Origin of the sequence: Geomesophilobacter sediminis, from assembly GCF_016458275.1 — a bacterium.
In the GTDB taxonomy this organism is placed as follows: domain Bacteria; phylum Desulfobacterota; class Desulfuromonadia; order Geobacterales; family Geobacteraceae; genus Geomesophilobacter; species Geomesophilobacter sediminis.
In genome coordinates this window covers 400,802-422,836 of sequence record NZ_JAEMHM010000001.1, presented here as the reverse complement: position 1 = coordinate 422,836, position 22,035 = coordinate 400,802, and the positions used below count along the sequence as shown (strand labels likewise).

Genomic DNA, 22,035 nt, shown 5'->3' with positions numbered 1-22,035 from the left:
AATTACAAGGGGTTGGATTCGTACTATGTCAGGGGTCAAGAATTTTGTATACAGTATACAAAACGTTTTTCACTGTCAAGGGAAATCTTGGCGTACGCTTATCCAGAATCCAAATCGTCCACCGGAGAAAAGTAGTACCAAAAGGCGAATTTATTCAACATGTTACAATCACACAGCTATTTTATGACAGTGTTTGACGATGAGGATCGGAAGGGGCTGGCAGGGAGGCGGAAGGGATGCGACCGGTCGGTCAACGCAGAGCGCGACGTTTCCGTGCCGACCGTCGCGTACTTTCTCGGAGCGCCCTGCGGGAGGGTACTTCGCAGAGCCTGTGGAGTACCTTTCCAGGCGCGATTACCTGCGGCCCTTTACCGCCTGCGGCGGATCGCGCCGGAAAAGGCGCTCCCCCCCTTGGGCCCCCAGGGACCGGTCATACCAAGCGAGATGGGCCAGAGCCCTTTCCCTCCCTACGGTCCCTGGATCGCGGCAAAAGAAAAGGCCCGCTTACTCTTTGGGAGTTCACGGGCCTTGGGGTCCAGCTGCTGTATTTAAATATATCTATCGAAGCGGCCGCTCCAGCGCGTAGCGCCGGGCCTCGGCGATCTCGCCGCTCCCCAGGTTGCGCGGGATGCGCAGCACCTGCCCGGGCCAGATGTGCCGCGGGTCGCGGATCTGATCCCGGTTCGCCCGATACAAAAGCGGCCAGAGGTTTCGGTCGCCGTATACTTCGGGCCGGGAGGCGATCAGGGGGAGCGACTCCCCCCGGCGCACCGTGTAGGAGAAAACCAGGGTGTGTTCGCGCTGCGCCTGCGGCTTGGACTTTCGGGCTGCGGCCGCCTGGGCCTCTTCTTCTTTCTTGAGGCGCATCTCCTCGGCAGCCGCCTCGCGCCGCGCCTTCTCGTCGGCTTGGCGGGCGGCCTCGGCCTGGCGCGCCGCTTCGGCCCGGCGGGCCTCCTCCTTGCGCCGCGCCCGCTCCGCGGCCACCTTCTTCTCCAGCAACTCGGCCTTGATCAGGGCCAAGTCATAGTATCTTTCGGCGTCTTCCCCTTCCCTGGCCTTGAAGAGCTCCTCGCCGATCCGGTAGGACTGGGCGGCGCTGGCGAACTCCGCCGGAAAGAAGGTGTCCGCGCCCCCCTTGCGGGCCCGTTCCAGCGAAAGGATCGCCTGGTTTCGGTAGCGCGGCGGCTGCGAGGCGCAGCCGACCAGGCCCGCGAGGACCAAAAGGGCTATGACGCGGTGCGGGCGCCGCAAGCGACAACCTTACTTTGCGGCCAGGCGGACGCCGAGCTCGCGCAGCTGCAGGTTGTCGACCGGGGACGGAGCCTCGGACATCAGGCAGGCCCCCTTCTGGGTTTTCGGGAAGGCGATGACGTCGCGGATCGAGTCGCTGCCGGTGATCAGCATCATGAGCCGGTCCATCCCGAAGGCGATCCCGCCGTGGGGGGGAGTGCCGAACTCCAGCGCGTCGAGCAGGAAGCCGAACTTGCTCCGAGCGCTCTCCTGGGAGAGGCCGAGCATCTTGAACATGAGCGACTGCACCTCTTCCTGATGGATCCTGATCGAGCCGCCCCCGATCTCGTTGCCGTTCAAAACGAGGTCGTAGGCCTTGGCGCGGCAACGCCCCGGATCGCTCTCGACGTAGGCGAGGTCCTCGTCCATCGGCGCGGTGAACGGGTGGTGCACGGCGCACCAGCGCTTTTCTTCCTCGTCCCATTCGAGCAGCGGGAAGTCGGTGACCCAGACGAAGCGGTAGTCGTCCTTGTTGGTGAGGCCGAGCTTGGCGGCGAGGTGGTTCCTCAGGCGCCCCAGGGAGTCGTTGACCACCTTCGGCTTGTCGGCGACGAAGAGCAGGAGATCGCCCTCGGCGGAACCGAAAGCCTGGTTCATCGCGTCGATCTCCTCCGGGGTGAAGAACTTGGCGATCGGGGACTGCCAGCCGTCCGGGGTGATCTTCACATAAGCAAGGCCCTTGGCGCCGTAGATCTTGGTGAACTCGGTGAGGTCGTCGATCTCCTTGCGGGACATGGAGCCGCCCCCTTTGACGTTCATCCCCTTGATGATGCCCCCCGCGTTGAGGACGTCGGTGAAGACCTTGAAGCCGGAGTCCTTCACGATGTCGCCCAGTTCCACGAGCTCGAGCCCGAAGCGGAGATCCGGGTTGTCGACCCCGAAGCGACGGATCGCCTCGGCGTAGGTCATCCGCTCGATCGGGAGCTGGACTTCCACCCCTTTGGCCTCCTGGAAGATGCGGGCGATGAGCCCTTCCATGACGCGGATGATGTCGTCGCGGTCGATGAAGGACATCTCGCAGTCGATCTGGGTGAATTCCGGCTGGCGGTCGGCGCGCAGGTCCTCGTCGCGGAAGCAGCGCACCACCTGGAAGTACTTATCGAAGCCGGAGACCATCAGGATCTGCTTGAAGAGCTGCGGGGACTGCGGCAGCGCGTAGAACTCACCCTTGTTGATACGGGAGGGGACCAGGAAGTCGCGGGCCCCTTCCGGGGTCGACTTGGTAAGAAACGGGGTCTCGATCTCCAGGAAACCGTTGTCGGTCAGGTAGGAACGGGTGACCTGGGCGACGCGGGAACGGAGCATGATGTTGTTCTGCAGCGTGCCGGTGCGCAGGTCGAGGTAGCGGTACTTGAGACGGATGTTCTCGTTGACGTCGACGAAGCCGTCCAGGGTGAACGGGAGCGCCTTCGAGGGGTTGAGGAGCTTGCACTCGGTGACGTTGACCTCGACCTCGCCGGTCTTCATCTTCGGGTTGACCGTTCCTTCCGGACGGGGGGCAACGACCCCCTTGATGGCAAGGACGTATTCGTTGCGGGCCGTTTCCGCCTTGGCGTGGGCTTCGGCGGAGCGCTCCGGGTCGAAGACGACCTGGGCGACACCGTCGCGGTCCCTGAGGTCGACGAAGATCAGGCCGCCGTGGTCGCGACGCTTCGCGACCCATCCCATCAGCACGACCTCCTGCCCGATGTGTTCCTTCCTCAGCTCGCCGCAGTAGTCACTACGTTTCCAATCGCCCAGAAAATCGATCATTTACTGCCTCCTGTATCAAAATCGTTCAAAGTTCAACGTTCAAGGTGCAACGTTAGGCCCGACATGGCGTGACTTCGGCCGCCGGTCTTGATCTCCGGCAGGGCAGGCAAGTCTGAAAACATGCCAATATCGAAACGATTCGTTATACCGAAAAAGTTCAGGGGGATCAACCGAAAAACCGGCCGCCCCCTCCCCGACAGGGTCGCGCCGGGAAGGGCTGACCTGTTCCGCGTTAATCGCGCCGGGAACGGCGCTCCCACAGGTTCGCTCCGTGGCCATCGCGGCAGGAATGTCGCGCCCATAAGGGTGCCGCCATCTCCCCGTAGAGGCGCGGCACGCGGCATCCGTTTCGCACCTCGGAAAAAGAAATCCCCCCTTCGCAGCGCAAAGGGGGGATTTGTCGGTGATTCGCGCCAGGAATGGCGCTCCCGCATACGGGTATATGAGAAGCTAACTTGCCGCCGGCCCCAAGCTTCCCCCCATCATGGAGACATACGCGCTGCAGCGCTTCTGGGCGAAGGTGAGGTGTTCCAGCATGGCGTCGCGCGCCCCCTCCGGGTCCTTGTCGCGGATCTTTTCGAAGATGCGGCGGTGGTGCTCGAAAAGGAGCTGCTGGTCCTCGGCGGTCAGGTAGACCGCGCGCCATACGTCGCGCTGGAACTCCTGCATGGCGTCGAAGATGCTCTGCATCATGTGGAACCAGACCACGTTATGGGTGGACCGGGCGATCAGGATGTGGAAGTGGGCATCGAGATCCTCGGAGCCCTTCAGCCCGTTGAGGTTCGCCTCCATCCCCTGCACGACCGCTTCGATCTTGCGCACGTCCTCGGGGAGGGCCCGCGTCGCCGCGTACCACGCGGTCCACGACTCCATCCCCTTGCGCACTTCGACCACGTCGAGGGCGCGATCGCCGTCGATCCGGATCAGCTCGGAAAGCGCGGTGCCGGCGACGTTTTCCACCAGGGAAAGGACCACCGTTCCGCCCCCCTGGTGGGTCTCCACCAGCCCGGAGGCGGCGAGCATGTTGAGCGCCTCGCGCACCGAGGGACGGGAAACGCCGAACATCTCGGCCAGTTCGCGTTCGGGGGGGAGTTTTTCTCCGGGATTGAATTCACCTGCCAGGATGGAGGATCGGACCTGATCGGCGATCTGGGTCGAGACCTTCTTCGGCTTGATCGGTTTGAATTTCATAGGCGTTGACATACTACATAACGCGCCCACAGAGCAACAAGATTTCTCAATAGTTTCAGTACCTGCCGTCAACGCTCATCTGCAGCAGTTCGGTGAGATGAATCACCTTCACCTCGGGGAGCTGTTCCGAAAGCGCTTTCTTGAGCTGCAAAAGACATCCGGGGTTGCCGGTGACCAGGTACTGGGCGCCGGTCTTGCGGATGTTCTCCACCTTGCGGGAAAGGACCCGGTCCGACATCTCCGGCTTCTCGATGTTGTAGGTCCCGGCGGAGCCGCAGCAGGCGTCGGCCTCCGGAAGCTCGCGGTAGTCGAGCTGCGGGATGAGGCCGAGCAGCTGCCGGGGTTCGCTCCGGATCCCCTGGCAGTGGGCGATGTGGCACGCGTCATGGTAGGTGACGGCGACCGGGAGCGGTTTGAGCATCGTCTGCAGCGTTTCACTTTCGGCAGCGAGGATCTGGGAGATGTCGCGGATCTTGGAGCTGAACCGCTCCGCCTCCGGATCGCCGGCCAGATGGTGTCCGTATTTCTTGAGTTCCGCGCCGCACCCGCCGCAGTCGGTGACCACGGTGTCGACCTCGAAGGAGTTGAAGAGATCGGTGTTGAAGCGGGCCGCGTCCTTGAGCCCGTCCATGTCGTGGCCGAGCATGTTCGGGGCGCCGCAGCACTTCTGGGTTTTCGGGGTGATCACCCGGTAGCCGACCGCGGATAAAAGCGCAACGGTGGCGAGGCTCGCCTCGCTGAAGATGAGGCTCATGACGCAGCCGAGGAAAAAGCCGACCGTCCCTTTTTCCGTGCCCCGGGCCGGCGTCACCTCCTCGATGGTCTGGCGCAGCGGGGCTTTCGGAAGCGCCGGAAGGAGCCCTTCCATCCGCTGCAGCGAGGACGGGAACATCTTGAGCAGTCCCAAGGCGCGCACCGTCTTTTGCAGCCCGCTCGCCTGGTAGAGGCGCAGCGGCGCGGTCGCGGCCTCCAGCCGGTCCGGGTGCGGCAGGAGCTTGCGCAAAACCAGCGACTCCATGGTCCCCAGCCCCTGCTCCGATTTCCGCTCGCAGCGGAACTCCGCCACCAGCTCGCCGGCGTTCACCCCGCAGGGGCAGGCCGAGGCGCAGGCCTGGCAGTCGAGGCAGAGCGAAAGATATTCCAGGAGCTTCTCACTCACCTCGAGCTCTCCCTCCTCGAACTTGCGCACCAGGGCCACCCGGCCCCGCGGCGACGCGGTCTCCAGAAAGGTCTCTTTATAGGTGGGGCACTGCGGCAGGCACATCCCGCAGCGCATGCAATTGATCAGTTTTACGAACTCCACGCTTGCCTCCGAAGGCAGCTGAGACACCGGCAGATGAATCCGGATATCCCTGCCCTCCGCTGTAGGAGCGACATTCCTGTCGCGATTTCGGTCTTGAACCCCATCCTCACCCGGTCCGTCGCAAGCTCGCGCTGTCGCGCGCGACCTTGAAGGGGAGGGAACCCCACGCCAGCGACTATGATTGTGGAAGCACCCCCCCTGTGGGAGCGCCATTCCCGGCGCGATCAGCACTGGTGAATCCCCAGGGACAGCAAATTAGAAGGGGCAGGAAACCAAGGTCTCCGCTAAAAGATCTTCCCCGGGTTAAGGATGCCGTTGGGGTCGAGCGCCCCTTTGATGCCGCGCATTACGCGAAGCCCTGCGTTGCCGACCAGAAGGGGGAGGTACTTCTTCTTGGCCACCCCTACCCCGTGCTCGCCGGTGATGGTCCCTCCCATGGCGATGGTTGCCTCGAAGATCTCCGCGAAGGCGCGATGGGCCCGCTCGATCTCGTCGCGGTTCCGTTCGTCGGTGAGGCAGGTGGGATGCAGGTTGCCGTCGCCGGCATGGCCGAACGTGCCGATGGTGAGATCGTATTTCCTGGCGGTTTCCTGGATGAGCTTCACCATGGGCGCGATGGCACTTCTCGGCACGGTGGCGTCCTCCAGGATCGTGGTCGGCCGCAGCCGGGCCAGGGCGGAGAGGGCGACGCGCCGTGCCGTGGCGAGTTTGAGCGCCTCATCGGCCGTTGCCGCGGTCTGGAAGAAGGAACACCCCTGGCGCTCGCAGATGGCCCGGATGCCGGCGGCCTCCTCCTCGACCACGGCCGGATGTCCGTCCACCTCGATCAAAAGCACCGCATCGACGTCGAGCGGCAGACCGACGTGGGCGTAATCCTCGACGCACTTGATGGTGACCCGGTCCAAAAACTCCAGGGTAGCCGGGATGATCCGCGCCGCGATGATTTGGGAGACGGTCAGCGCCGCCTGCTCCAGCTGGGGAAAATGCACCAGCATGGTCTTCTTGCATTGCGGCTTGGGGATCAGCTTGACGGTAATTTCGCTGAACACCCCCAGGGTCCCCTCGGAGGAGACCAGGAGCTGGTTCAGGTTGTACCCCGCGACGTCCTTCACCACCTTCCCGCCGGTCTTCAGAAGCTCCCCGTCGGCAAGAAAGGTCTTGAGCCCCATCACGTAGTCGGCGGTGACGCCGTACTTCAGTCCGCGCAGCCCCCCGGAATTCTCGGCGACGTTCCCTCCCATGGTGGAGATGTTCATGCTCCCCGGGTCGGGGGGATAGAAGAGCCCCTTGGCTTCGACCTCCCGGTGCAGGGCGCTGGTCACCACCCCCGGCTCCACCGTGGCGGTCAAATTTTCCTCGTCGATCTCGATGATGCGGTTCAGCCGGCTGGTCTGGAGGATGACGCCGCCGTCAAAGGAGATCGAGCCGCCGGAGAGGTTGGTCCCCGAGCCGCGGGGGGTGACGCGGACTCCGGCGCCGTGGCAAAGCGCCAGCACCTTGCCGATTTCCTCCTGGTTTCCGGGGAGGACCACCACCCCCGGCCGGCTTTCCAGTTCCGGGGTGGAGTCGTAGCCGTAGCAGGCGAGCGATTCCCTGTCCGCCAGGGTGTATTGCTCCCCGACGACCTGCGCCAGGGATTTGATCAACTGTTTGTCCATGATTTCCTCGAATTGGATCCGACTGATCGGTCGGATCGGACCGATCAGTCGGATCCTAAGCAGACACTAGGGCACGATCCCCGGGAATACATACGCCTGCAGGGCGATGATCACCCCCATCACCGTGGTGAGGAACAGGGCGTGCTTTACCGTGAAGCGGAAGAGGTTCCCCTCCTCGCCGACCAGCCCGGTAGCGGCACAGGCGACGGCGATCGACTGCGGGGAGATCATCTTGCCCATGACCCCGCCGCTGGTATTGGCGGCGCCGGTCAAAAGCGGATTCAGCCCGAGCTGCTCCGCGGTCACCTTCTGCAACCCGCCGAAGAGGACGTTACTGGAGGTGTCCGAACCGGTCAGGAAGACGCCGAGCATCCCGAGGAAGGGAGAGAGGAACGGGAAGAAAACTCCCGCCTTGGTGAAGGCGAGCCCGAGGCTGGTGGTCATGCCGCTTGCGTTCATGACGAAGGCGAGACCGACCACCGAGGCGACGGTGACCGCCGGGTAGCGCATATCGTACAGGGTTTTGCCCAGGACCTGGAAAAATTCCCCCACGCCCACCCCGCAGATCAGTGCGGAGATGATCGCCGCGATCAGGATCGCAGTTCCGGCGGCAGACAGGTAGTTGAAGGTGAACTTGGCGGCTACCTTCGCCGGCAGCTGGTCCGAAACCGCCTTATCCAGCGCCTTGAACTGGTCCTTGGTGAGCACCTTCGCGCTGGTCAGTTCCTTGGCGAGCTTCTGCACGTCCTTCTGCTTTTTCTCGATGGCGTCGAAGGCGGCGAGCCGCTCGGAGGTGAGGACCGGGGCCTTGTCGGTCAGGGCCTGGTCGACGGCGATCAGCTTGTCTTCCAACCCTTTGAGCGCGGTGAGGGCGACCACCACTCCGTCCTTGGTCGCTGCGGGGGCTTTGGCAGGTTCGGCGGCGTGGGCTACTGCGCCACCGGTGGCAGCGTTTTCCGCAGCGGCGGGGACCACCGCCGCCTGATCGGCAGCGTTTTGGAGCAGTGCCAGCTGTTTGTCGATCTCGCCTTTGACGGCAGTCGCTTTCTTGATCCCTTCCTCCGGCTTCAGCACCTTCTTGGCGATGGCATTGTCGAGCCCGGCGATCGGAATCACGATCTTGCTCTTGTCCAGAGAATCCTTGAGCGACGGAATCCCCCAGACCAGAACCATGATGGTGAGCACCAGGTAGGGAGCCCAGGCGCGGAAGACTTCAGCGCCGGTGTAGGCGTGGCTTTCGGCCTCGGTGATGTCGGGCTCGTGGTCGAAGGTCCAGATCGTTTTGGGTTGCCATACCTTGAGCAGGATCACCAGGGCGGCGAGGGTCGTCAGGGAAGCGACGATGTCCGGCAGGTAAGGGCCGAGAAAGCTCGCGCACGCCCACTGTGACAGGGCGAAGGTACCGCCGCAGACGACGATGGCCGGAAGGACCTCGATGGTCTTCTTCCAGCCGCACATGATCATGATGACGTAGAAGGGAATGAAGGCGGAGACGAAGGGAAGCTGGCGGCCGACCATGGTGGAGAGCTTCATGAGACCGGCGTCGTTGTACCCCATGACCCCGGCGAGGGCGACGACCGGGATCCCGATGGCGCCGAAGGCGACCGGCGCGGTGTTGGCGATGAGGCAGACGCTCGCGGCATAGAAGGGACGGAAACCGAGGCCGACCAGCGTGGCGCCGGCGATGGCGACCGGGGTGCCGAACCCGGCGGCCCCTTCGATGAAGGCACCGAAGCAGAAGGCGATCAGCAGGGCCTGGAGTCGGCGGTCGCCGGTAAGGCCGGCGAGGGAGGCACGGATGATCTCGAACTGTCCTCCCTTCACGGTGATGTTGTAGAGAAGAAGGGTGGTTACGACGATATAGAAGACGGGGAAGATGCCGAATGCGGCACCGTGGAAGGTGGCGAGGGCGGCGAGCTTGACCGGCATCTGCCAGATCAGGATGGCAATCGCTACGGCAACGGCTACCGCCAGCGGGCCGGCCTTGTGGGCCTTCATCTTCAACACGGCGAGGGAGACAAAAATGACGACCAGGGGGATTGCGGCGACCAGCGCCGAAATGCCCAGGCTCCCCCCAACGGGGGTATAGGTTTGAATCCACGGCATGACACTTCTCCTCTTTGTTTGACCTTGATATTGAGAGACGGGGACCACCCGTCGGGAGTATTTTTGGGCACCGTTTTCCCGGTGCCGGGTCTTGGGAGGCACAGCGGTTGCCGCGGCCGTCGGCGTCAAACCGACGTTTTAACTTTTGGTAAGACCAATTACCAAATTTTCCATAAACGTGTCAATCTTTTTTGTCACACCAACAAAAAACCCTTTACGAGCAGCGTTTTATTGGCTAATGTGACAGCTGTCTGATGGTATTATCATTTGCTTAATTAATACCACCCCTGCGCTACCGAGCCCCTTGTCACGGCACCCCCGCACCACATCGAGAACTAAAACGTTTTTTCCTCTTGCAGAGATACGCTGCAGCGGGCTAACCTCCCGACCGCCTTCCCCGCTACCTGCAGCAACCAAACGCAACACCGCACTACACGTGAGTAAGGAGAGAGAGATGTACGAGCAATTCAAGGCCAAGGCTGAAGGAGTGGGCGCCGAGGTGCATCGTTTTGCCCGGGAGACGGAGGCGCTGGAATTTCTCCGTGCCCTGTTGAAGACCGAGGGGACGGCCCAAGCCGGCGGGCCGGTAGCGGTCTGGGCTCCGGGAGCGTTGCGCGACGGAGCGGGAAAGGTCCTTCTTTCCCTCCCGGGGATAACGGGAGCGGTCACCCGTGAGGCCGCCGCCGGGGCTCGGATCGGTATCAGCGAGGTCGACTGGGCCCTGGCCGACACCGGCACCCTGGTCCAGGACCAGAGCGCGCCGGAACAGCGGCTCGTCTCCTCCCTCACCGAATTGCACGTCGCCATCCTGCGCAGCGGGACCATCCTCTCCGACAAGCTGGCGCTTTTATCGAAGATCGACCCGCGTAAAAGCAGATACATCGCCTTCATCACCGGCCCCAGCCGCACCGCGGACATCGAGCGGGTGCTGACCATCGGCGTGCACGGCCCCAAACGGGTGCTGATTCTCTGCATCGATGAAACGGGGGTGGCGGCATGAAGCGCGAATTCAAGGAATCGATCACCAGGGCGGTCAACAACGCGAACCTGACCGGCGCGCTCGGCAAGTTCTCGGAGGCCTACAAGGTAAACCGCGCCAAGGCGTACGAAGGGATGGACTTCGAGGCGCTGCGCGGGACCATCGCGGACCGCAAGGCGTACGCCGCCTCGCACCTGGACGAGATGGCGGAGCGTTTCACCGCCAACGCCGAGGCGGCCGGCGCCAAGGTCTTCCGGACCAGCGATCCGGCCGCGGTGAAGGAGTACATCCTCAAGGTGGCCCGGGAAAACGGGGTCAAAAGCGTGGTGAAATCGAAATCGATGGCGACCGAGGAGATCCACCTGAACGCCTTTTTGGAGGCAAACGGGATCGAGGTCGGCGAGACCGACCTGGGGGAATGGATCATCCAGCTCGCCGGGCAGAAACCCTCGCACATGGTGATGCCGGCGATCCACATGACCAAGGAGGAGGTGGCCGAGCTTTTCAGCAAGGAAGTGGACGAGCGGCTCTCCTCGGACATCCCGCGCCTGGTCGAGGTCGCCCGACAGGAACTCCGCTCCAAGTTCCTCAAAGCCGAGATGGGGATTTCCGGCGGGAACATCGCGGTCGCCGACACCGGGAGCATCGTGCTTATGACCAACGAGGGGAACGCCCGCCTGGTCACCACACTCCCCAAGGTCCACATCGCCCTGGTGGGGATCGAGAAGTTCGTGGAGAAGTTCGAGGACGTGGTGCCGGTGCTGACCGCCCTCCCCCGCAGCGCCACCGCCCAGCTGCTCACCAGCTACGTCTCCATCATCACCGGCCCTACCGAAAACGACGACGGGAGCAGGAAGGAGCTCCACATCATCCTGATGGACAACCGGCGCAGCGAGATGGCGCGGGACCCGAAATTCAAGCAGGCGCTGCAGTGCATCCGCTGCGGTTCCTGCCTCAACGTCTGCCCGATCTTCCGCCTGGTCGGCGGCCACGTCTTCGGCAGCGTCTACACCGGCGGGATCGGGACCATCCTCACCGCCTGGTTCGAGGAGCTCAAGAAGTCCGACGACATCCAGGGGCTCTGCATCCAGTGCGGCAACTGCAAGGAGGTCTGCCCGGGCAAGCTCGACATCCCCGAGATGATCATGGAGATCCGGCGCCGCCTGGTGGCGGAACAGGGGACCTCGCTCGCGCAAAAAGCGATCTTCGGCGTGGTGAACAACCGCAAGCTCTTCCATGGCATGCTGCGCGCCGCCTCCATCGCCGGGAAGGCCTTCACTTCGGGGAGCTTCATCCGTCACCTCCCCCTCTTCCTCTCGGACCTCACCGAGACCCGGAGCCTTCCGGCGATCGCGGCCGAGCCGTTCCGGGACCGTTTCGCCAGGATCGAGCAGCCCAAGGGTTGCCCGGAAAAGGCGGTCTTCTATGCAGGGTGCCTGATCGATTTCGCCTACCCGGAGATGGGGGCGTCGCTGGTCAAGATCCTCAACAAGGCGGGGATCGAGGTGGTTTTCCCGCAGGAGCAGACCTGCTGCGGCGCCCCCGCCCTCTACAACGGGGCCTGGGACGTCGCCGCGCAAAATGCTGCCGACAACATCGACGCACTGCGTGCCGACGAGGCGACCTACGTGGTGTCAGCCTGCCCCACCTGCACGGTGGCGCTCAATCACGAGTTCGGAAAGACATTGGAAACGGCGGGACGGACCGAATGGCTGGAGAAGGCCAAGGTGCTGGCCGAGAAGACGGTCGATTTCTCGACCCTGGTGAAGCGGCTGGTCGACGCGGGGAGGCTCACCCTCAAGGAAGGAAATGAGCTCGGCAAGATCACCTACCATGATTCCTGCCACCTGAAGCGGACGCTGCGGGTTTCCGAGGAACCGAGGGAGCTTTTGCAAAAGGCGGGGTATCAGGTGGCGGAGATGTTCGAGTGCGATACCTGCTGCGGGATGGGCGGGTCCTATTCGATGAAGCTTCCGGAGATCTCGGCGCCGATCCTCCAGCGCAAGCTGCACAACATCAAGGAGACCGGGGCGCCGCTGGTGGCGATGGATTGCCCGGGGTGTGTGCTGCAGATCCGGGGCGGGTTTGACCGCGAAGGGTCGAAGGTGGAGGTAAGGCACACCGCCGAGCTTTTGGCGGAGCAGGTCGAGTAAGAAATTCGGCGGATCCAGAAGGTAGGGGCGCAGCATGCTGCGCCCGTGATTGGCGCCCCTCCCATCCTCACCCAGTCCGGCGCAAACCGAGCTCTCGCGCGCCCCCCTGGAAGGAGAAGGGACGCTGAGAGAGGTTACCCTGTAGGAGCGCCATTTTTGGCGCGAACCGCCGGAGGCGGTGACTTCGATTGCGGTTAGTCGTGCCTGGAAAGGCGCTCCCACAGGGGTGCCGGCCTACCTTGCATAGCGAGAGATGATCCCGGCAGGAATGTCGCTCCATGTAAGCACCTGCCGCTGTCCGGACTAGCCCCCCAGTCCTTTCAGCAGAGTGATCCCATCCCGAAACAGCAGCCCCGCGAAGACCAGCAGCATCGCCCCCAGGCTCCGCATCACCCACCGGTAGGTGGTCCCCGCCAAAAATCTCCTCGACTTCCCCACCAGCAGCGCCAATAGCAGCTTCGACCCGATCAGGCACCCGGAAAATGCCGCCACGAAGGAAACCGCTGCCATCGGCGCAAGGCTCCACCCTTTTAGAATCGTGGGCGCACCGACGGCAATCCAGAAGAGATAGGGATGCGGGCTCAGCAGGTTGGTGAGGATCCCCCGGCTCAGGGATTTGGGAGCGCTCTGGGTGTCGATGTCGCACTCGCCGCCGGAACGGAAGGTGCCGTACGCCATGGTCAGCAGGAACACCCCTCCCCCCAGCGAGATGAAGCCAAGCAGCGGTTTGAACTGTGCGATCCGGGTAAGAAGCAGCGTGGTAAGCAGGATGATCGGAAGGTCGGTGATCAGGGGGGCGAACGCCACCTTGCATCCCTCGCGGATGCCGTGGCGCAGTGTCTGGGAAAGGACCAACGCGAAGAGCGGACCGGGGGAGAAGCCTGCCGATATCCCGAGCAGCACCCCCGCGCCAAGATAGGCCATCATGCGAACTGGCCCTTTGTCTTAGCCGCCAACGGCGCGCTCATTCGTTGGCACCCCAATGCAAAAGGTAAAGGGAAACCAGGGAGAGCACCACGCCGAGGAGCCGCTGCCACTGGACCGGCTCCTTGAACACCACGATGCCTGCCACGGCCATCAGCGCCGCGCCGGCAGCCAGGACCACCGGCACCGCCTGGAGCGGGCCTCCCTTTTGAAACAGCAGGAAGAAAAGGACCGTCCCGATTCCGACGCACAGGCCGGTGATCCCCGAGTAGACGAGCCCGGCCGAAGTGACCGCGCCGAGTTCCCGTCCGGTAGTGCGCTGGAACAGGAGATAGCCGGCAATGCAGGCCGCAGCGGTCGCCTCCACCACGAACCCTCCGATGCCGCTTCCGATCCGTTCGGCGGCGAACTTCGTGAAAACCTGGTGCAATCCGTAGAATACCGCCGCCGCGAAGGCATACCAAAACCAGGGAGCCATTGTTCGGGAAAACTCCTTTAACCTTGAAAGCACCCGCTCCTTCGGAGGGACCGGGTTGGGGGAAAAATGCCCACGCCAAACCCGGTGGAAGGGCGCTCCCACAGAGATGGCGCCGACGCCTCCGGGTTGACCGCTTTCCCGGATGTTCCGAGGAAAGCCGGGGCGCATATTACGGTTTTTCTTAGAGAATTACAACGGCAAGATGACGCGCGGGTAAAGAAGGCAGGAAGATGGGCGGGGAATGCGTAAGGGGGCGAGGATCCGCGTCCTGGCAAACGCGGGGACCGTCGCCCCCTCCGCGACAGGCTACTTCGGTACTTGCTTGATCATCTCGACCTCGAGGGTGATGAAGACTTCGTCACCGACGACCACACCGCCGGTTTCAAGTGACTTGTTCCATACCAAACCAAAATCCTTCCGGCTGATCTTGGTGCTTGCGGTAGCCCCCCGGCGCAGGTTGCCCCAGGGATCCTTCGACTCCCCGGATACCCCTTCCACATCGAGGACTACCGGCTTCGTCACCCCGTGGATGGTCAGGTCCCCCAACACGTTCAGCCGCTCCTTCCCTACCCGCACGACCTTCCTGGAGGCAAAGGTGATGGTCGGGTACTTCGCCACGTCCAGAAAGTCGGGACTGCGCAGGTGGGTATCCCTCTTGACCACCCCCGTATCCACGGAAGATGCATCGATCGTCACGTTGACGTTGGACCTGGTTAGGTCTTTTTCGTCGATGAAAACCGCCCCTTGCACCTTTCCGAACACCCCTTTGACATTGGAAACCATGAGGTGCCGGACCTTGAAGCCGATGTTGCTGTGATCAGGGTCGATGTTGTAGCTGGCGGCGAAGGCCAGGGTCGGGAGGGCCAGGACCAAGGCCACAACCAGTGATAGATAGCGTTTCATGTCTGCCTCCTTCTACCAAAATCGCAGTTTAGGCTTGTTCGTGTACGCCCCTTTCCGAAGCGGCGGCCTTTTTGCCGTAACGGACCAGCAGCAAGGAGCGCTGCAGCCCGCAACATTCACAGATGACGGAAAGCGCCGCCAAAGTGGCAGCGCCGGCGATGAGCAGCAATATATCGTGGGACATGGGTAACCTTGTCGTTAATGAATTGTACTGGCATCCAATAATACCATTACGGTCCTATTTCTCCAACCCAGATCAAAAAAATTTTCCCTGCTGGACGTCGCGCATTTTCAGGCTCACCCCTGTCCATTGACTTCCGGTGCTTTCTCACCGACATTGGATTGAGAGATAAAAGTTGAAATATAGACGATAAGGCATAGAATAATCGGCCTGCGTTGAACATCGCTATGCCATGAGGAGGAGTTGAATGAGAAGAACGGTTTTGTCGATCACCCTGCTGCTGACCCTTTTTCTGGTCCAAAACGCGTACGCGGAACTGACCAAACTGGCCGACGACGTCTATGCCTATGTCGGGAGCAAGGACGCTTCCCCGAAGCACAGTTTTGCCGCCAATGCCGGCATCGTCATCGGCCGCGACGGGGTCCTGGTTGTGGACACCCTGATCTCCGCCAAGGAGGGGGAGCGTTTCCTTGCCGACATCCGCAAGGTCACGGCCAAGCCGATCAAGTACGTCGTCAACACCCACACCCATCTGGACCATGCATTGGGCAACTGCGTCTTTGCCAAGGTCGGGGCGACGATCATCTCCCATGAAAGCGACCGTGCTGCGCTTGCGACACAGGGTGAAAGGATACTGCAGCATGCCGGAAACTACGGCCTCAGCGCCGAGGACATGGCCGGAACCAAGGTGGTCGTGCCGTCTCTAGCCTTCTCGGACCAGATGCTGATCGACCTGGGCGGGGAGGAAGTCCGCCTCGTACGCACCGCCCCCTCCCATACCGCGGGAAGCCTCGTGGTCTATCTCCCCAAGGAGAAGCTTCTTTTCAGCGGGGACATCCTCTTCACCGACTTCCACCCCTTCCTGGCCGACGGCGACTTCCCCGGGTGGAACAGGACGCTCGATAACCTCCTGGCCATGGATATCGAAAAGATCGTCCCGGGGCATGGCCCGCTTTCCACCAAGAAGGACCTGCGGGAGATGAAGGCCTACCTGGCGCAGTTCGATGCTACGGCGAGCCGGCTCGCGGCAAAGGGCGAGACGGCCGATTCAATCACCGCGGTGCTCCTCAAGGAACTCCCGAAGCGGAGCATGGGGGAGTGGATGGTGAAATACAATGTCACTGCCCGGTATGCCAAGAAGTACCCGGGAGAGGGACAGCCCTGACCGCTGAGGAAGGATAGCGTTAGAGTCCGCGCCCGAAATGGCGCTCCCACAGGGTGAGGCGGATCATCGATTCCGGTGCGCCCGCCCCTGCCACACGTAGTGCCCCCGGGAAAAAACGAAGGCGGCCAGGATCGCAGATGATCTTGGCCGCCTTCTCGTTTATTCGGCTCTGTTTCGGAAATCAGCGCACCGTGCCCCGCCGCTCCGGTCCCGCGAAGGAGGGGTCCTTCCGGCGCGGCTTGCGGATCGGGTCCACCCCCAGGGTCACCCAGCCGCTGCGACGTTTGAAGCGCGTTATCTTCTGGCTCTCGATCAGCTCGTCGAGCATGAACTCCTTCACGTAATCGTATCTTTCGTCGGGGTAAAGCACCTGTATCAGCATCTGTCACCTCCATCGGGCCAAAGCGAACGGATTAACGAACTTAGGTGCGGCGTGAGGGCAGGAGAACCAGGGCACAATAGCAACGAATTGTAGCGGGTTCTCTATCTGCCGCAAGCCGCGACAGGAATGCAACCAGATTCGCTCTTTCCACGAAAAAAGGGAAGAGCTTTTTGGCCCTTCCCTTCGCTCTGGGGACAGGCTCCGCAAGGTGCCTGCCCTCAACAATGTACCTTCGATCGGGGACAGGCTCCGCAAGGTGCCTGTCCCCCTCAGCAATGTATCCCTTCAACAATGTCCCTCTACGAGGAAGATCACTCCCCCAGGTAGGTGTAAGACTGCAGCGTCTTATCGAGGAGTTCCAGGAAATGGCTGCTCTCCTCGATCGAGACCTTCTGCAGCGCCACGTCCTGTTCCAGGTTGTTGCGGACCCGCTTCAGGATCTCGTGGCTGTCGTACTGGACGTACTTGAGGCTTTCCCAGGTCGCATCGCCGGTGATGACCGAATCGATGCGGTAGTTGGTCTTCTTGTTGAAGCTGATGTGCACCGCGTTGGTGTCGCCGAACAGGTTGTGCATGTCCCCCAGGATTTCCTGGTAGGCACCGATCAGGAAGAAGCCGATGAAGTACTCCTCGCCGGTGTCGATCTTGTGCAGCGGCAGCGCCTTGGTCCGGCCGTTTTCGCCGACGAAGCTCGTGATCTCGCCGTCGGAGTCGCAGGTGATGTCCGCGATGGAGGCGAGGACGTCCGGCTTCTCGTCGAGGCGCTGGATCGGCACGATCGGGAAGAGCTGGTCGATGGCCCAGGAGTCCGGCACCGACTGGAAGAGCGAGAAGTTGGCGAAGTAGGTCTGGCGCAGGCTCAGCTGGAAGTTCTGCAGCTCGTCCGGGATCGGCTTGAGCTTCTCCACGATGGAGTTGATCTTGCGGATGATCTTGGAGCAGATCCACTCGGCGTTGGCGCGCTCGTTCATGTTCAGGTAGCCGAGGTTGAAGAGGCTCACCGATTCCTGGATCAGCTGGATCGTGTCGTGGTAGTCCTCGCGCAGGGAATGCCGGTCGATGCTCTTGTAGATGTCGACGAGTTTCTTCACCGTCGGCGAAAGCTTTTCCGGCTCGGAGAGGATGGCCTCGAAATCGGTGCTGCTTACCTGGGTGTTGTGGTTCAGGACGTTGGTCACCAGGAGCGAGTAGTGCGCGACGGTGGCGCGCCCCGACTCGGAGATGATGTTCGGGCAGGGGACCCCGGCCTCGTCGCAGATGTTCTTCACCTGGTAGATGACGTCGTTGGCGTACTCATCCATGGAATAGTTGACGCTGGAGAAGTAGCTCGACTTGGAACCGTCGTAGTCGACGCCCAACCCGCCGCCGATGTCGAGGAAATCGAGGTTCACCCCGAGGCGCTTCATCTCGACGTAGATGCGGGTCCCCTCGATGAGGGCGTTCTTGATCTTGTCGATCTTGGTGATCTGGCTTCCGACGTGGAAGTGGAGCAGCTTCACGCAGTCGAGCAGGTCATTTTTCTGGAGCATGTCGATCGCGGCGATGATCTCGGAGATGCGCAGGCCGAACTTGGCGTCGTCGCCGCCGGAGGTGGACCACTTCCCGATGCCGCGCGAGGAGAGCTTCACCCGGATGCCGAGCTTCGGGTTGATGCCGGTCTTCTTGGCGAGCTCGATGATCTTCTCCAGCTCGAAAAGCTTCTCCACCACGATGGTGATGTCGTAGCCGACCCGGGTCGCGTAGAGGACGGTCTCGATGAACTCGGTGTCCTTGTAGCCGTTGCAAAGGATCGGGAGCTTGCTCCCGGACGACATGGAGATCGCCGCGACCAGCTCGGGCTTGGAACCGACCTCGAGGCCGATGTTGTACTTTTTGCCGAAATTCGCAATCGCTTCGACCACCTGGCGCTGCTGGTTGACCTTGATCGGATAGAAGGTCTGGTATTTCGCCGGGTAGTTGTTGTCCTGGATCGCGTTGCGGAAGGCGCGGGCGATCGAGGCGATGCGCCCCTCCAGGACGTTCATGAAACGCAGCAGGATCGGCGGCTTGATCTTGCGCTTGATGAGGTCGTCGACCAGCACCTTCAGGTCGATCGAATACTTCGAGTTGGGGGACGGGTGCACGCAGACGTTACCCTTCTTGTTGATCGAGAAGAGTTCGGCGCCCCAGTTGTCAATGTTGTAGATCTTGGCGGAATCGTTGATGGACCATTTTGCCATGTTCAGTGCACCCTTAACTACGGTTCGAAGTTCAAAGTTCCAGGTTCGAAGTTGTTTCTATGTCCACGTCAATCTCGGAAGCAACAAGAGGGTGACGAAACGGTCAGGCAGCAGCCGTGCCCAGCGTCCCCTCCCCTTCAAGGGACCGGGTGAGGATGGGGTTTCTGCATAATGCTTACGACAACCGGCTCCTGAAATCCGGATACCCGAAGCTCCTTACCACCTTGAGTTCCCACGTTTCCGGCTCGAAGGTGCAAAGGTGCGGGTGCTGGATCCCGTTGAAGGTAGTCGTCTTCACCATCGTATAGTGCGACATGTCGAGAAAGGCCAGCCGGTCGCCGGGCTCAAGCGGCTTCTCGAAGGACCAGTCCCCGATCACGTCCCCGGCAAGGCAGGAGGGTCCCCCCAGCCGGTAGTCATACGGCTTCGCGCCGGCATCGAAGCCGGAAGCGATCTCGGGACGGTACGGCATCTCCAGGATGTCCGGCATGTGGCAGGTCGCCGAGACATCGAGGATGGCGATATCGACCACGTTGTGGACCACGTCGAGCACCTCGCTCACCAGGATCCCGGTGCCGATGGCGATCGCCTCGCCCGGCTCCAGGTACACCTCCACGCCGTACTTGTTCCGGAAGTGGAGCACCAGCTCCACCAGGGCGTCGATGTCGTACCCCTCGCGGGTGATGTGGTGCCCGCCGCCGAGGTTCAGCCATTTCATGCCGGGGAGAAACGCCCCGAACTTCTCTTCGAAGGCGCGTGCCGTCCGTTCCAGCGGCTCGAAGAGCTGCTCGCACAAGGTATGGAAGTGCAGCCCCTCCACCCCCTGAAGCGATCTCCCCTCGAACTCGGCGCGGGGAATCCCCAGGCGCGACTTCGGAGCGCACGGGTCGTAGATCGGGGTGTGCCCCTCGGACCACTCCGGGTTCACCCGAAGCCCCACCGAAACCCGCCCGGCCGCCTTTTCCCACTCCGGCCGGAACCGCTCCAGCTGGTTGAAGGAGTTGAAGACCAGGTGGTTGGAGGTCTCGAGGAGCTCGACGACGTCGCTCTCCTTGAAGGCGGCGGAGAAGGAATGGACCTCCCGGCCGAATTCCTCGCGCCCCAGCCGCGCCTCCCACGGGGAACTGGCGCAGACGCCGTGCAGGGTCTCGGCGATGATCGGGAAGGTGCTCCACATGGCAAACGCCTTGAGCGCCAGCAGGATCTTCGCCCCGCTCCGCCTTTGCACCTCGTCCAGGATGGCGAGGTTATGACGCAGCCGTCCCAGGTCCACCACGTAAGCGGGGGAAGGGGCGAGCCGCGTCATTTCATCGACATGCCAATGGGTCACGTAAGCTCCAGCCAGTCGGTTTCTTCGACGACCACGTGGGGGAGCCCCATCTTGGAGAGGACGTCGAGGAACGGCTCGGGATCGAACTGCTCCATGTTATAGACCCCGGCCTGGTGCCATTTGCCGGTGAGCATCATGATGGCGCCGACCACCGCCGGCACGCCGGTGGTGTAGCTGATCGCCTGGGACTTCACCTCGCGGTAGCACGCCTCGTGGTCGCAGATGTTGTAGATGTAGACCTGCTTCTTCTTGCCGTCCTTGATCCCCTTGGCCACCACGCCGATGCAGGTCCGCCCCTTGGTGAGCGGCCCGAGGCTCCCCGGGTCGGGGAGAACCGCCTTGAGAAACTGCAGCGGGACGATCTTCTGGCCGTTGAATTCGACCTCGTCGATGCGGGTCATCCCGACGTTCTGCAGCACTTCCAGGTGCTTGAGGTAGTTGTCCGAGAAGGTCATCCAGAACTGCGCCTTTTTGATGGTCGGGATGTGCTTGACCAGGGACTCCATCTCCTCGTGGTACATCCGGTAGATGTTCATCGGCCCGATCCCTTCCGGGAAGTCGAAGCTCCGCTTGGTGCCGAGCGGGCCGCTCTCGACCCACTGACCGTTTTCCCAGTGGCGGCAGGGGGCAGTCACCTCGCGGATGTTGATCTCCGGGTTGAAGTTGGTCGCGAAGGGCTGGCCGTGGTTGCCGGCGTTGGCGTCGATGATGTCGATCTCCTGCACCTCGTCCAGGTAGTTCTTGGCGGCGAGAGCGGTGTAGACGTTGGTGACCCCCGGGTCGAAGCCGCTCCCCAAAAGGGCCATCAGCCCCTTCTCCTTGAAGCGGTCCTGGTAGGCCCACTGCCAGCTGTACTCGAACTTGGCGGTGTCGAGCGGCTCGTAGTTGGCGGTGTCGAGGTAGTCGACCCCGGTTTCCAGGCAGGCGTCCATGATGGTGAGGTCCTGGTAGGGGAGCGCCACGTTGATCACCAGCTGCGGCTTTTCCGCCTTGATCAGCGCGACCAGCTCCGGGACGTTGTCCGCGTCGACCTGGGCGGTCTGGACCGGGAAGTCCGGAATCTGGGCGGCGATGGCGCGGCATTTCGACTCGGTCCGCGAGGCAAGGGTGATGGCGCTGAAGACGTCGCGAGCCTGGGCGCATTTGTGGGTGACGACCCCGCCGACCCCGCCGGCACCGATGATCAGTACTTTGCTCATGTCTGGGTTCTCCTCTGTATCAAGGTTCTCTTTTGGAAAAATCTGGCGTAGTTACCTCCCTCTCCTGCAAGGAGAGGGTCGGGGTGAGGATGGGGTGCGTCCTGAGGCCCCAAATCTCGCCGGAAAGCGCGCACAAAAAAACGGTGGAACCGTCTTTGACGCAATTCCAACCGATCTGCCGCTTTACCTCTTTCGTGCCGCGGCGAACGCGGCCGCTTTTCAGTAGTAGAAGGTCGGCGGCGTCACCACCCAAAGAAGTTTCGCCACGCTCTTGCCGACGTTTTTCACCGAGTGCCGCTTGTCCGAAGCGAAGTAGAAGCACTCGTCCTTGCCGACGGTGTAGACCTTGTCATCCAGTTTGAGCTGGAGCTTGCCGGAGAGCACGTAGGCGAATTCCTCCCCCTCGTGAATGGGCTGCTCCTCCATCTCGGACCCCGGTTCGATGGTCACCAGCACCGGGTCCATGTCCCGGTTCTGGGCGCCGGGAACCAGCAGCTCCACCTTGAAGCCGTCGTCGTCATGGGTCGCCTGGACCCGCGCATCCTTGCCGAAGATGATTTCCTGGTCGGGCTCCTCGCTGAAAAACTCCTGCATGCTGATCCCGAAGACGTCGACGATGTCTTTGAGCGTCGCGATCGACGGGGATGTGGCGTCGTTTTCCAGCTGCGAGATGAATCCTTTGGTAAGATCGGCGCGACTCGCCAACTCCTCCTGAGTCAGGGAGTTGACCATCCTGAGCCGCTTCAACCTCTCACCGATTTTCACGACCGGCCTCCGGGTTTAGTGATGGTAAACATTTTGTTTCAGCCGCACTGTAGCATT

18 protein-coding genes are annotated in these 22,035 nt (G+C 62.1%); 3 read left to right on the top strand and 15 right to left on the bottom strand.

Annotated elements, in window-relative coordinates; all coding sequences use genetic code 11:
- Positions 1-558: 558 nt before the first annotated feature.
- The 6 genes from JFN93_RS01725 to JFN93_RS01700 all read right to left on the bottom strand — a co-directional run bounded on the left by JFN93_RS01725 (position 559) and on the right by JFN93_RS01700 (position 9,300).
- The gene (locus JFN93_RS01725) at positions 559-1,251 is read right to left on the bottom strand and encodes a LysM peptidoglycan-binding domain-containing protein (protein ID WP_199382242.1); all 693 of its coding nucleotides are present in this window, start codon (positions 1,249-1,251) and stop codon (positions 559-561) included.
- Between the two features lie 9 nt (positions 1,252-1,260).
- A complete protein-coding gene (aspS, locus tag JFN93_RS01720; RefSeq protein ID WP_199382241.1) occupies positions 1,261-3,042 on the bottom strand; it encodes an aspartate--tRNA ligase in 1,782 nt (593 codons plus the stop codon).
- 450 nt (positions 3,043-3,492) lie between these two features.
- Positions 3,493-4,233 (bottom strand): FadR/GntR family transcriptional regulator, encoded by a 741-nt coding sequence (locus tag JFN93_RS01715; protein ID WP_199382240.1) that lies wholly within the window; start codon positions 4,231-4,233, stop codon positions 3,493-3,495.
- Positions 4,234-4,288: 55 nt separating this feature from the next.
- Positions 4,289-5,536: a (Fe-S)-binding protein gene (locus tag JFN93_RS01710; RefSeq protein ID WP_199382239.1), complete on the bottom strand. Its 1,248-nt coding sequence runs from the start codon at positions 5,534-5,536 to the stop codon at positions 4,289-4,291.
- 284 nt (positions 5,537-5,820) lie between these two features.
- Positions 5,821-7,194 carry an FAD-linked oxidase C-terminal domain-containing protein gene (locus JFN93_RS01705; RefSeq protein WP_199382238.1) on the bottom strand — a complete coding sequence of 458 codons (1,374 nt, stop codon included), beginning with the start codon at positions 7,192-7,194 and terminating at the stop codon, positions 5,821-5,823.
- Between the two features lie 66 nt (positions 7,195-7,260).
- Entirely contained in the window at positions 7,261-9,300 is a 2,040-nt protein-coding gene (locus tag JFN93_RS01700) for an L-lactate permease (RefSeq protein WP_199382237.1), read from the bottom strand.
- 454 nt (positions 9,301-9,754) lie between these two features.
- On the opposite strand from JFN93_RS01700, the gene JFN93_RS01695 reads away from it, so the two are divergent.
- Together JFN93_RS01695 and ldhH are read left to right on the top strand one after the other, a co-directional pair.
- Complete coding sequence (locus JFN93_RS01695) at positions 9,755-10,300, top strand: LutC/YkgG family protein (protein WP_199382236.1); 546 nt, start codon at positions 9,755-9,757, stop codon at positions 10,298-10,300.
- Positions 10,297-12,432: an L-lactate dehydrogenase (quinone) large subunit LdhH gene (gene ldhH, locus JFN93_RS01690; RefSeq protein WP_199382235.1), complete on the top strand. Its 2,136-nt coding sequence runs from the start codon at positions 10,297-10,299 to the stop codon at positions 12,430-12,432. Before JFN93_RS01695 ends, ldhH begins: the two co-directional genes overlap by 4 nt.
- A 303-nt stretch (positions 12,433-12,735) precedes the next feature.
- On the opposite strand, the gene JFN93_RS01685 is transcribed toward ldhH, so the two are convergent.
- From JFN93_RS01685 to JFN93_RS01670, 4 genes are all read right to left on the bottom strand, one after another.
- Positions 12,736-13,359 (bottom strand): LysE family translocator, encoded by a 624-nt coding sequence (locus JFN93_RS01685; RefSeq protein ID WP_236021479.1) that lies wholly within the window; start codon positions 13,357-13,359, stop codon positions 12,736-12,738.
- Between the two features lie 37 nt (positions 13,360-13,396).
- Positions 13,397-13,834 (bottom strand): EamA family transporter, encoded by a 438-nt coding sequence (locus tag JFN93_RS01680; RefSeq protein ID WP_199382234.1) that lies wholly within the window; start codon positions 13,832-13,834, stop codon positions 13,397-13,399.
- Between the two features lie 306 nt (positions 13,835-14,140).
- A complete protein-coding gene (locus tag JFN93_RS01675; RefSeq protein ID WP_199382233.1) occupies positions 14,141-14,737 on the bottom strand; it encodes a YceI family protein in 597 nt (198 codons plus the stop codon).
- A gap of 28 nt (positions 14,738-14,765) precedes the next feature.
- The gene (locus tag JFN93_RS01670) at positions 14,766-14,921 is read right to left on the bottom strand and encodes a hypothetical protein (RefSeq protein ID WP_199382232.1); all 156 of its coding nucleotides are present in this window, start codon (positions 14,919-14,921) and stop codon (positions 14,766-14,768) included.
- A gap of 244 nt (positions 14,922-15,165) precedes the next feature.
- Here JFN93_RS01670 and JFN93_RS01665 point away from each other — a divergent pair, with 244 nt between their 5' ends.
- Positions 15,166-16,083, top strand: a complete 918-nt coding sequence (locus JFN93_RS01665; protein ID WP_199382231.1) for an MBL fold metallo-hydrolase — start codon at positions 15,166-15,168, stop codon at positions 16,081-16,083.
- 181 nt (positions 16,084-16,264) lie between these two features.
- On the opposite strand, the gene JFN93_RS01660 is transcribed toward JFN93_RS01665, so the two are convergent.
- The 5 genes from JFN93_RS01660 to JFN93_RS01640 form a co-directional block, all read right to left on the bottom strand.
- Positions 16,265-16,465 (bottom strand): GSU3473 family protein, encoded by a 201-nt coding sequence (locus JFN93_RS01660; RefSeq protein WP_199382230.1) that lies wholly within the window; start codon positions 16,463-16,465, stop codon positions 16,265-16,267.
- A 311-nt stretch (positions 16,466-16,776) separates the two neighbouring features.
- Positions 16,777-18,684, bottom strand: coding sequence for a biosynthetic arginine decarboxylase (gene speA / locus JFN93_RS01655; RefSeq protein WP_199382229.1), 1,908 nt, complete (start codon positions 18,682-18,684; stop codon positions 16,777-16,779).
- A 175-nt stretch (positions 18,685-18,859) separates the two neighbouring features.
- A complete protein-coding gene (gene nspC, locus JFN93_RS01650; protein ID WP_215907655.1) occupies positions 18,860-19,990 on the bottom strand; it encodes a carboxynorspermidine decarboxylase in 1,131 nt (376 codons plus the stop codon).
- Between the two features lie 20 nt (positions 19,991-20,010).
- Entirely contained in the window at positions 20,011-21,213 is a 1,203-nt protein-coding gene (locus JFN93_RS01645) for a saccharopine dehydrogenase family protein (RefSeq protein ID WP_199382227.1), read from the bottom strand.
- Positions 21,214-21,432: 219 nt separating this feature from the next.
- Positions 21,433-21,978 (bottom strand): helix-turn-helix domain-containing protein, encoded by a 546-nt coding sequence (locus JFN93_RS01640; RefSeq protein WP_199382226.1) that lies wholly within the window; start codon positions 21,976-21,978, stop codon positions 21,433-21,435.
- Between the last annotated feature and the right edge of the window lie 57 nt (positions 21,979-22,035).

Excerpts from the sequence above, each read along its gene's own strand:
- aspS (WP_199382241.1), bottom strand. The coding sequence starts at position 3,042 with ATGATCGATTTTCTGGGCGATTGGAAACGTAGTGACTACTGCGGCGAG.
- JFN93_RS01715 (WP_199382240.1), bottom strand. The coding sequence starts at position 4,233 with ATGAAATTCAAACCGATCAAGCCGAAGAAGGTCTCGACCCAGATCGCC.
- JFN93_RS01705 (WP_199382238.1), bottom strand. The coding sequence starts at position 7,194 with ATGGACAAACAGTTGATCAAATCCCTGGCGCAGGTCGTCGGGGAGCAA.
- JFN93_RS01700 (WP_199382237.1), bottom strand. The coding sequence starts at position 9,300 with ATGCCGTGGATTCAAACCTATACCCCCGTTGGGGGGAGCCTGGGCATT.
- JFN93_RS01695 (WP_199382236.1), top strand. The coding sequence starts at position 9,755 with ATGTACGAGCAATTCAAGGCCAAGGCTGAAGGAGTGGGCGCCGAGGTG.
- ldhH (WP_199382235.1), top strand. The coding sequence starts at position 10,297 with ATGAAGCGCGAATTCAAGGAATCGATCACCAGGGCGGTCAACAACGCG.
- JFN93_RS01685 (WP_236021479.1), bottom strand. The coding sequence starts at position 13,359 with ATGATGGCCTATCTTGGCGCGGGGGTGCTGCTCGGGATATCGGCAGGC.
- JFN93_RS01680 (WP_199382234.1), bottom strand. The coding sequence starts at position 13,834 with ATGGCTCCCTGGTTTTGGTATGCCTTCGCGGCGGCGGTATTCTACGGA.
- JFN93_RS01675 (WP_199382233.1), bottom strand. The coding sequence starts at position 14,737 with ATGAAACGCTATCTATCACTGGTTGTGGCCTTGGTCCTGGCCCTCCCG.
- JFN93_RS01670 (WP_199382232.1), bottom strand. The coding sequence starts at position 14,921 with ATGTCCCACGATATATTGCTGCTCATCGCCGGCGCTGCCACTTTGGCG.
- JFN93_RS01665 (WP_199382231.1), top strand. The coding sequence starts at position 15,166 with ATGAGAAGAACGGTTTTGTCGATCACCCTGCTGCTGACCCTTTTTCTG.
- JFN93_RS01660 (WP_199382230.1), bottom strand. The coding sequence starts at position 16,465 with ATGCTGATACAGGTGCTTTACCCCGACGAAAGATACGATTACGTGAAG.
- speA (WP_199382229.1), bottom strand. The coding sequence starts at position 18,684 with ATGGCAAAATGGTCCATCAACGATTCCGCCAAGATCTACAACATTGAC.
- nspC (WP_215907655.1), bottom strand. The coding sequence starts at position 19,990 with ATGACGCGGCTCGCCCCTTCCCCCGCTTACGTGGTGGACCTGGGACGG.
- JFN93_RS01645 (WP_199382227.1), bottom strand. The coding sequence starts at position 21,213 with ATGAGCAAAGTACTGATCATCGGTGCCGGCGGGGTCGGCGGGGTCGTC.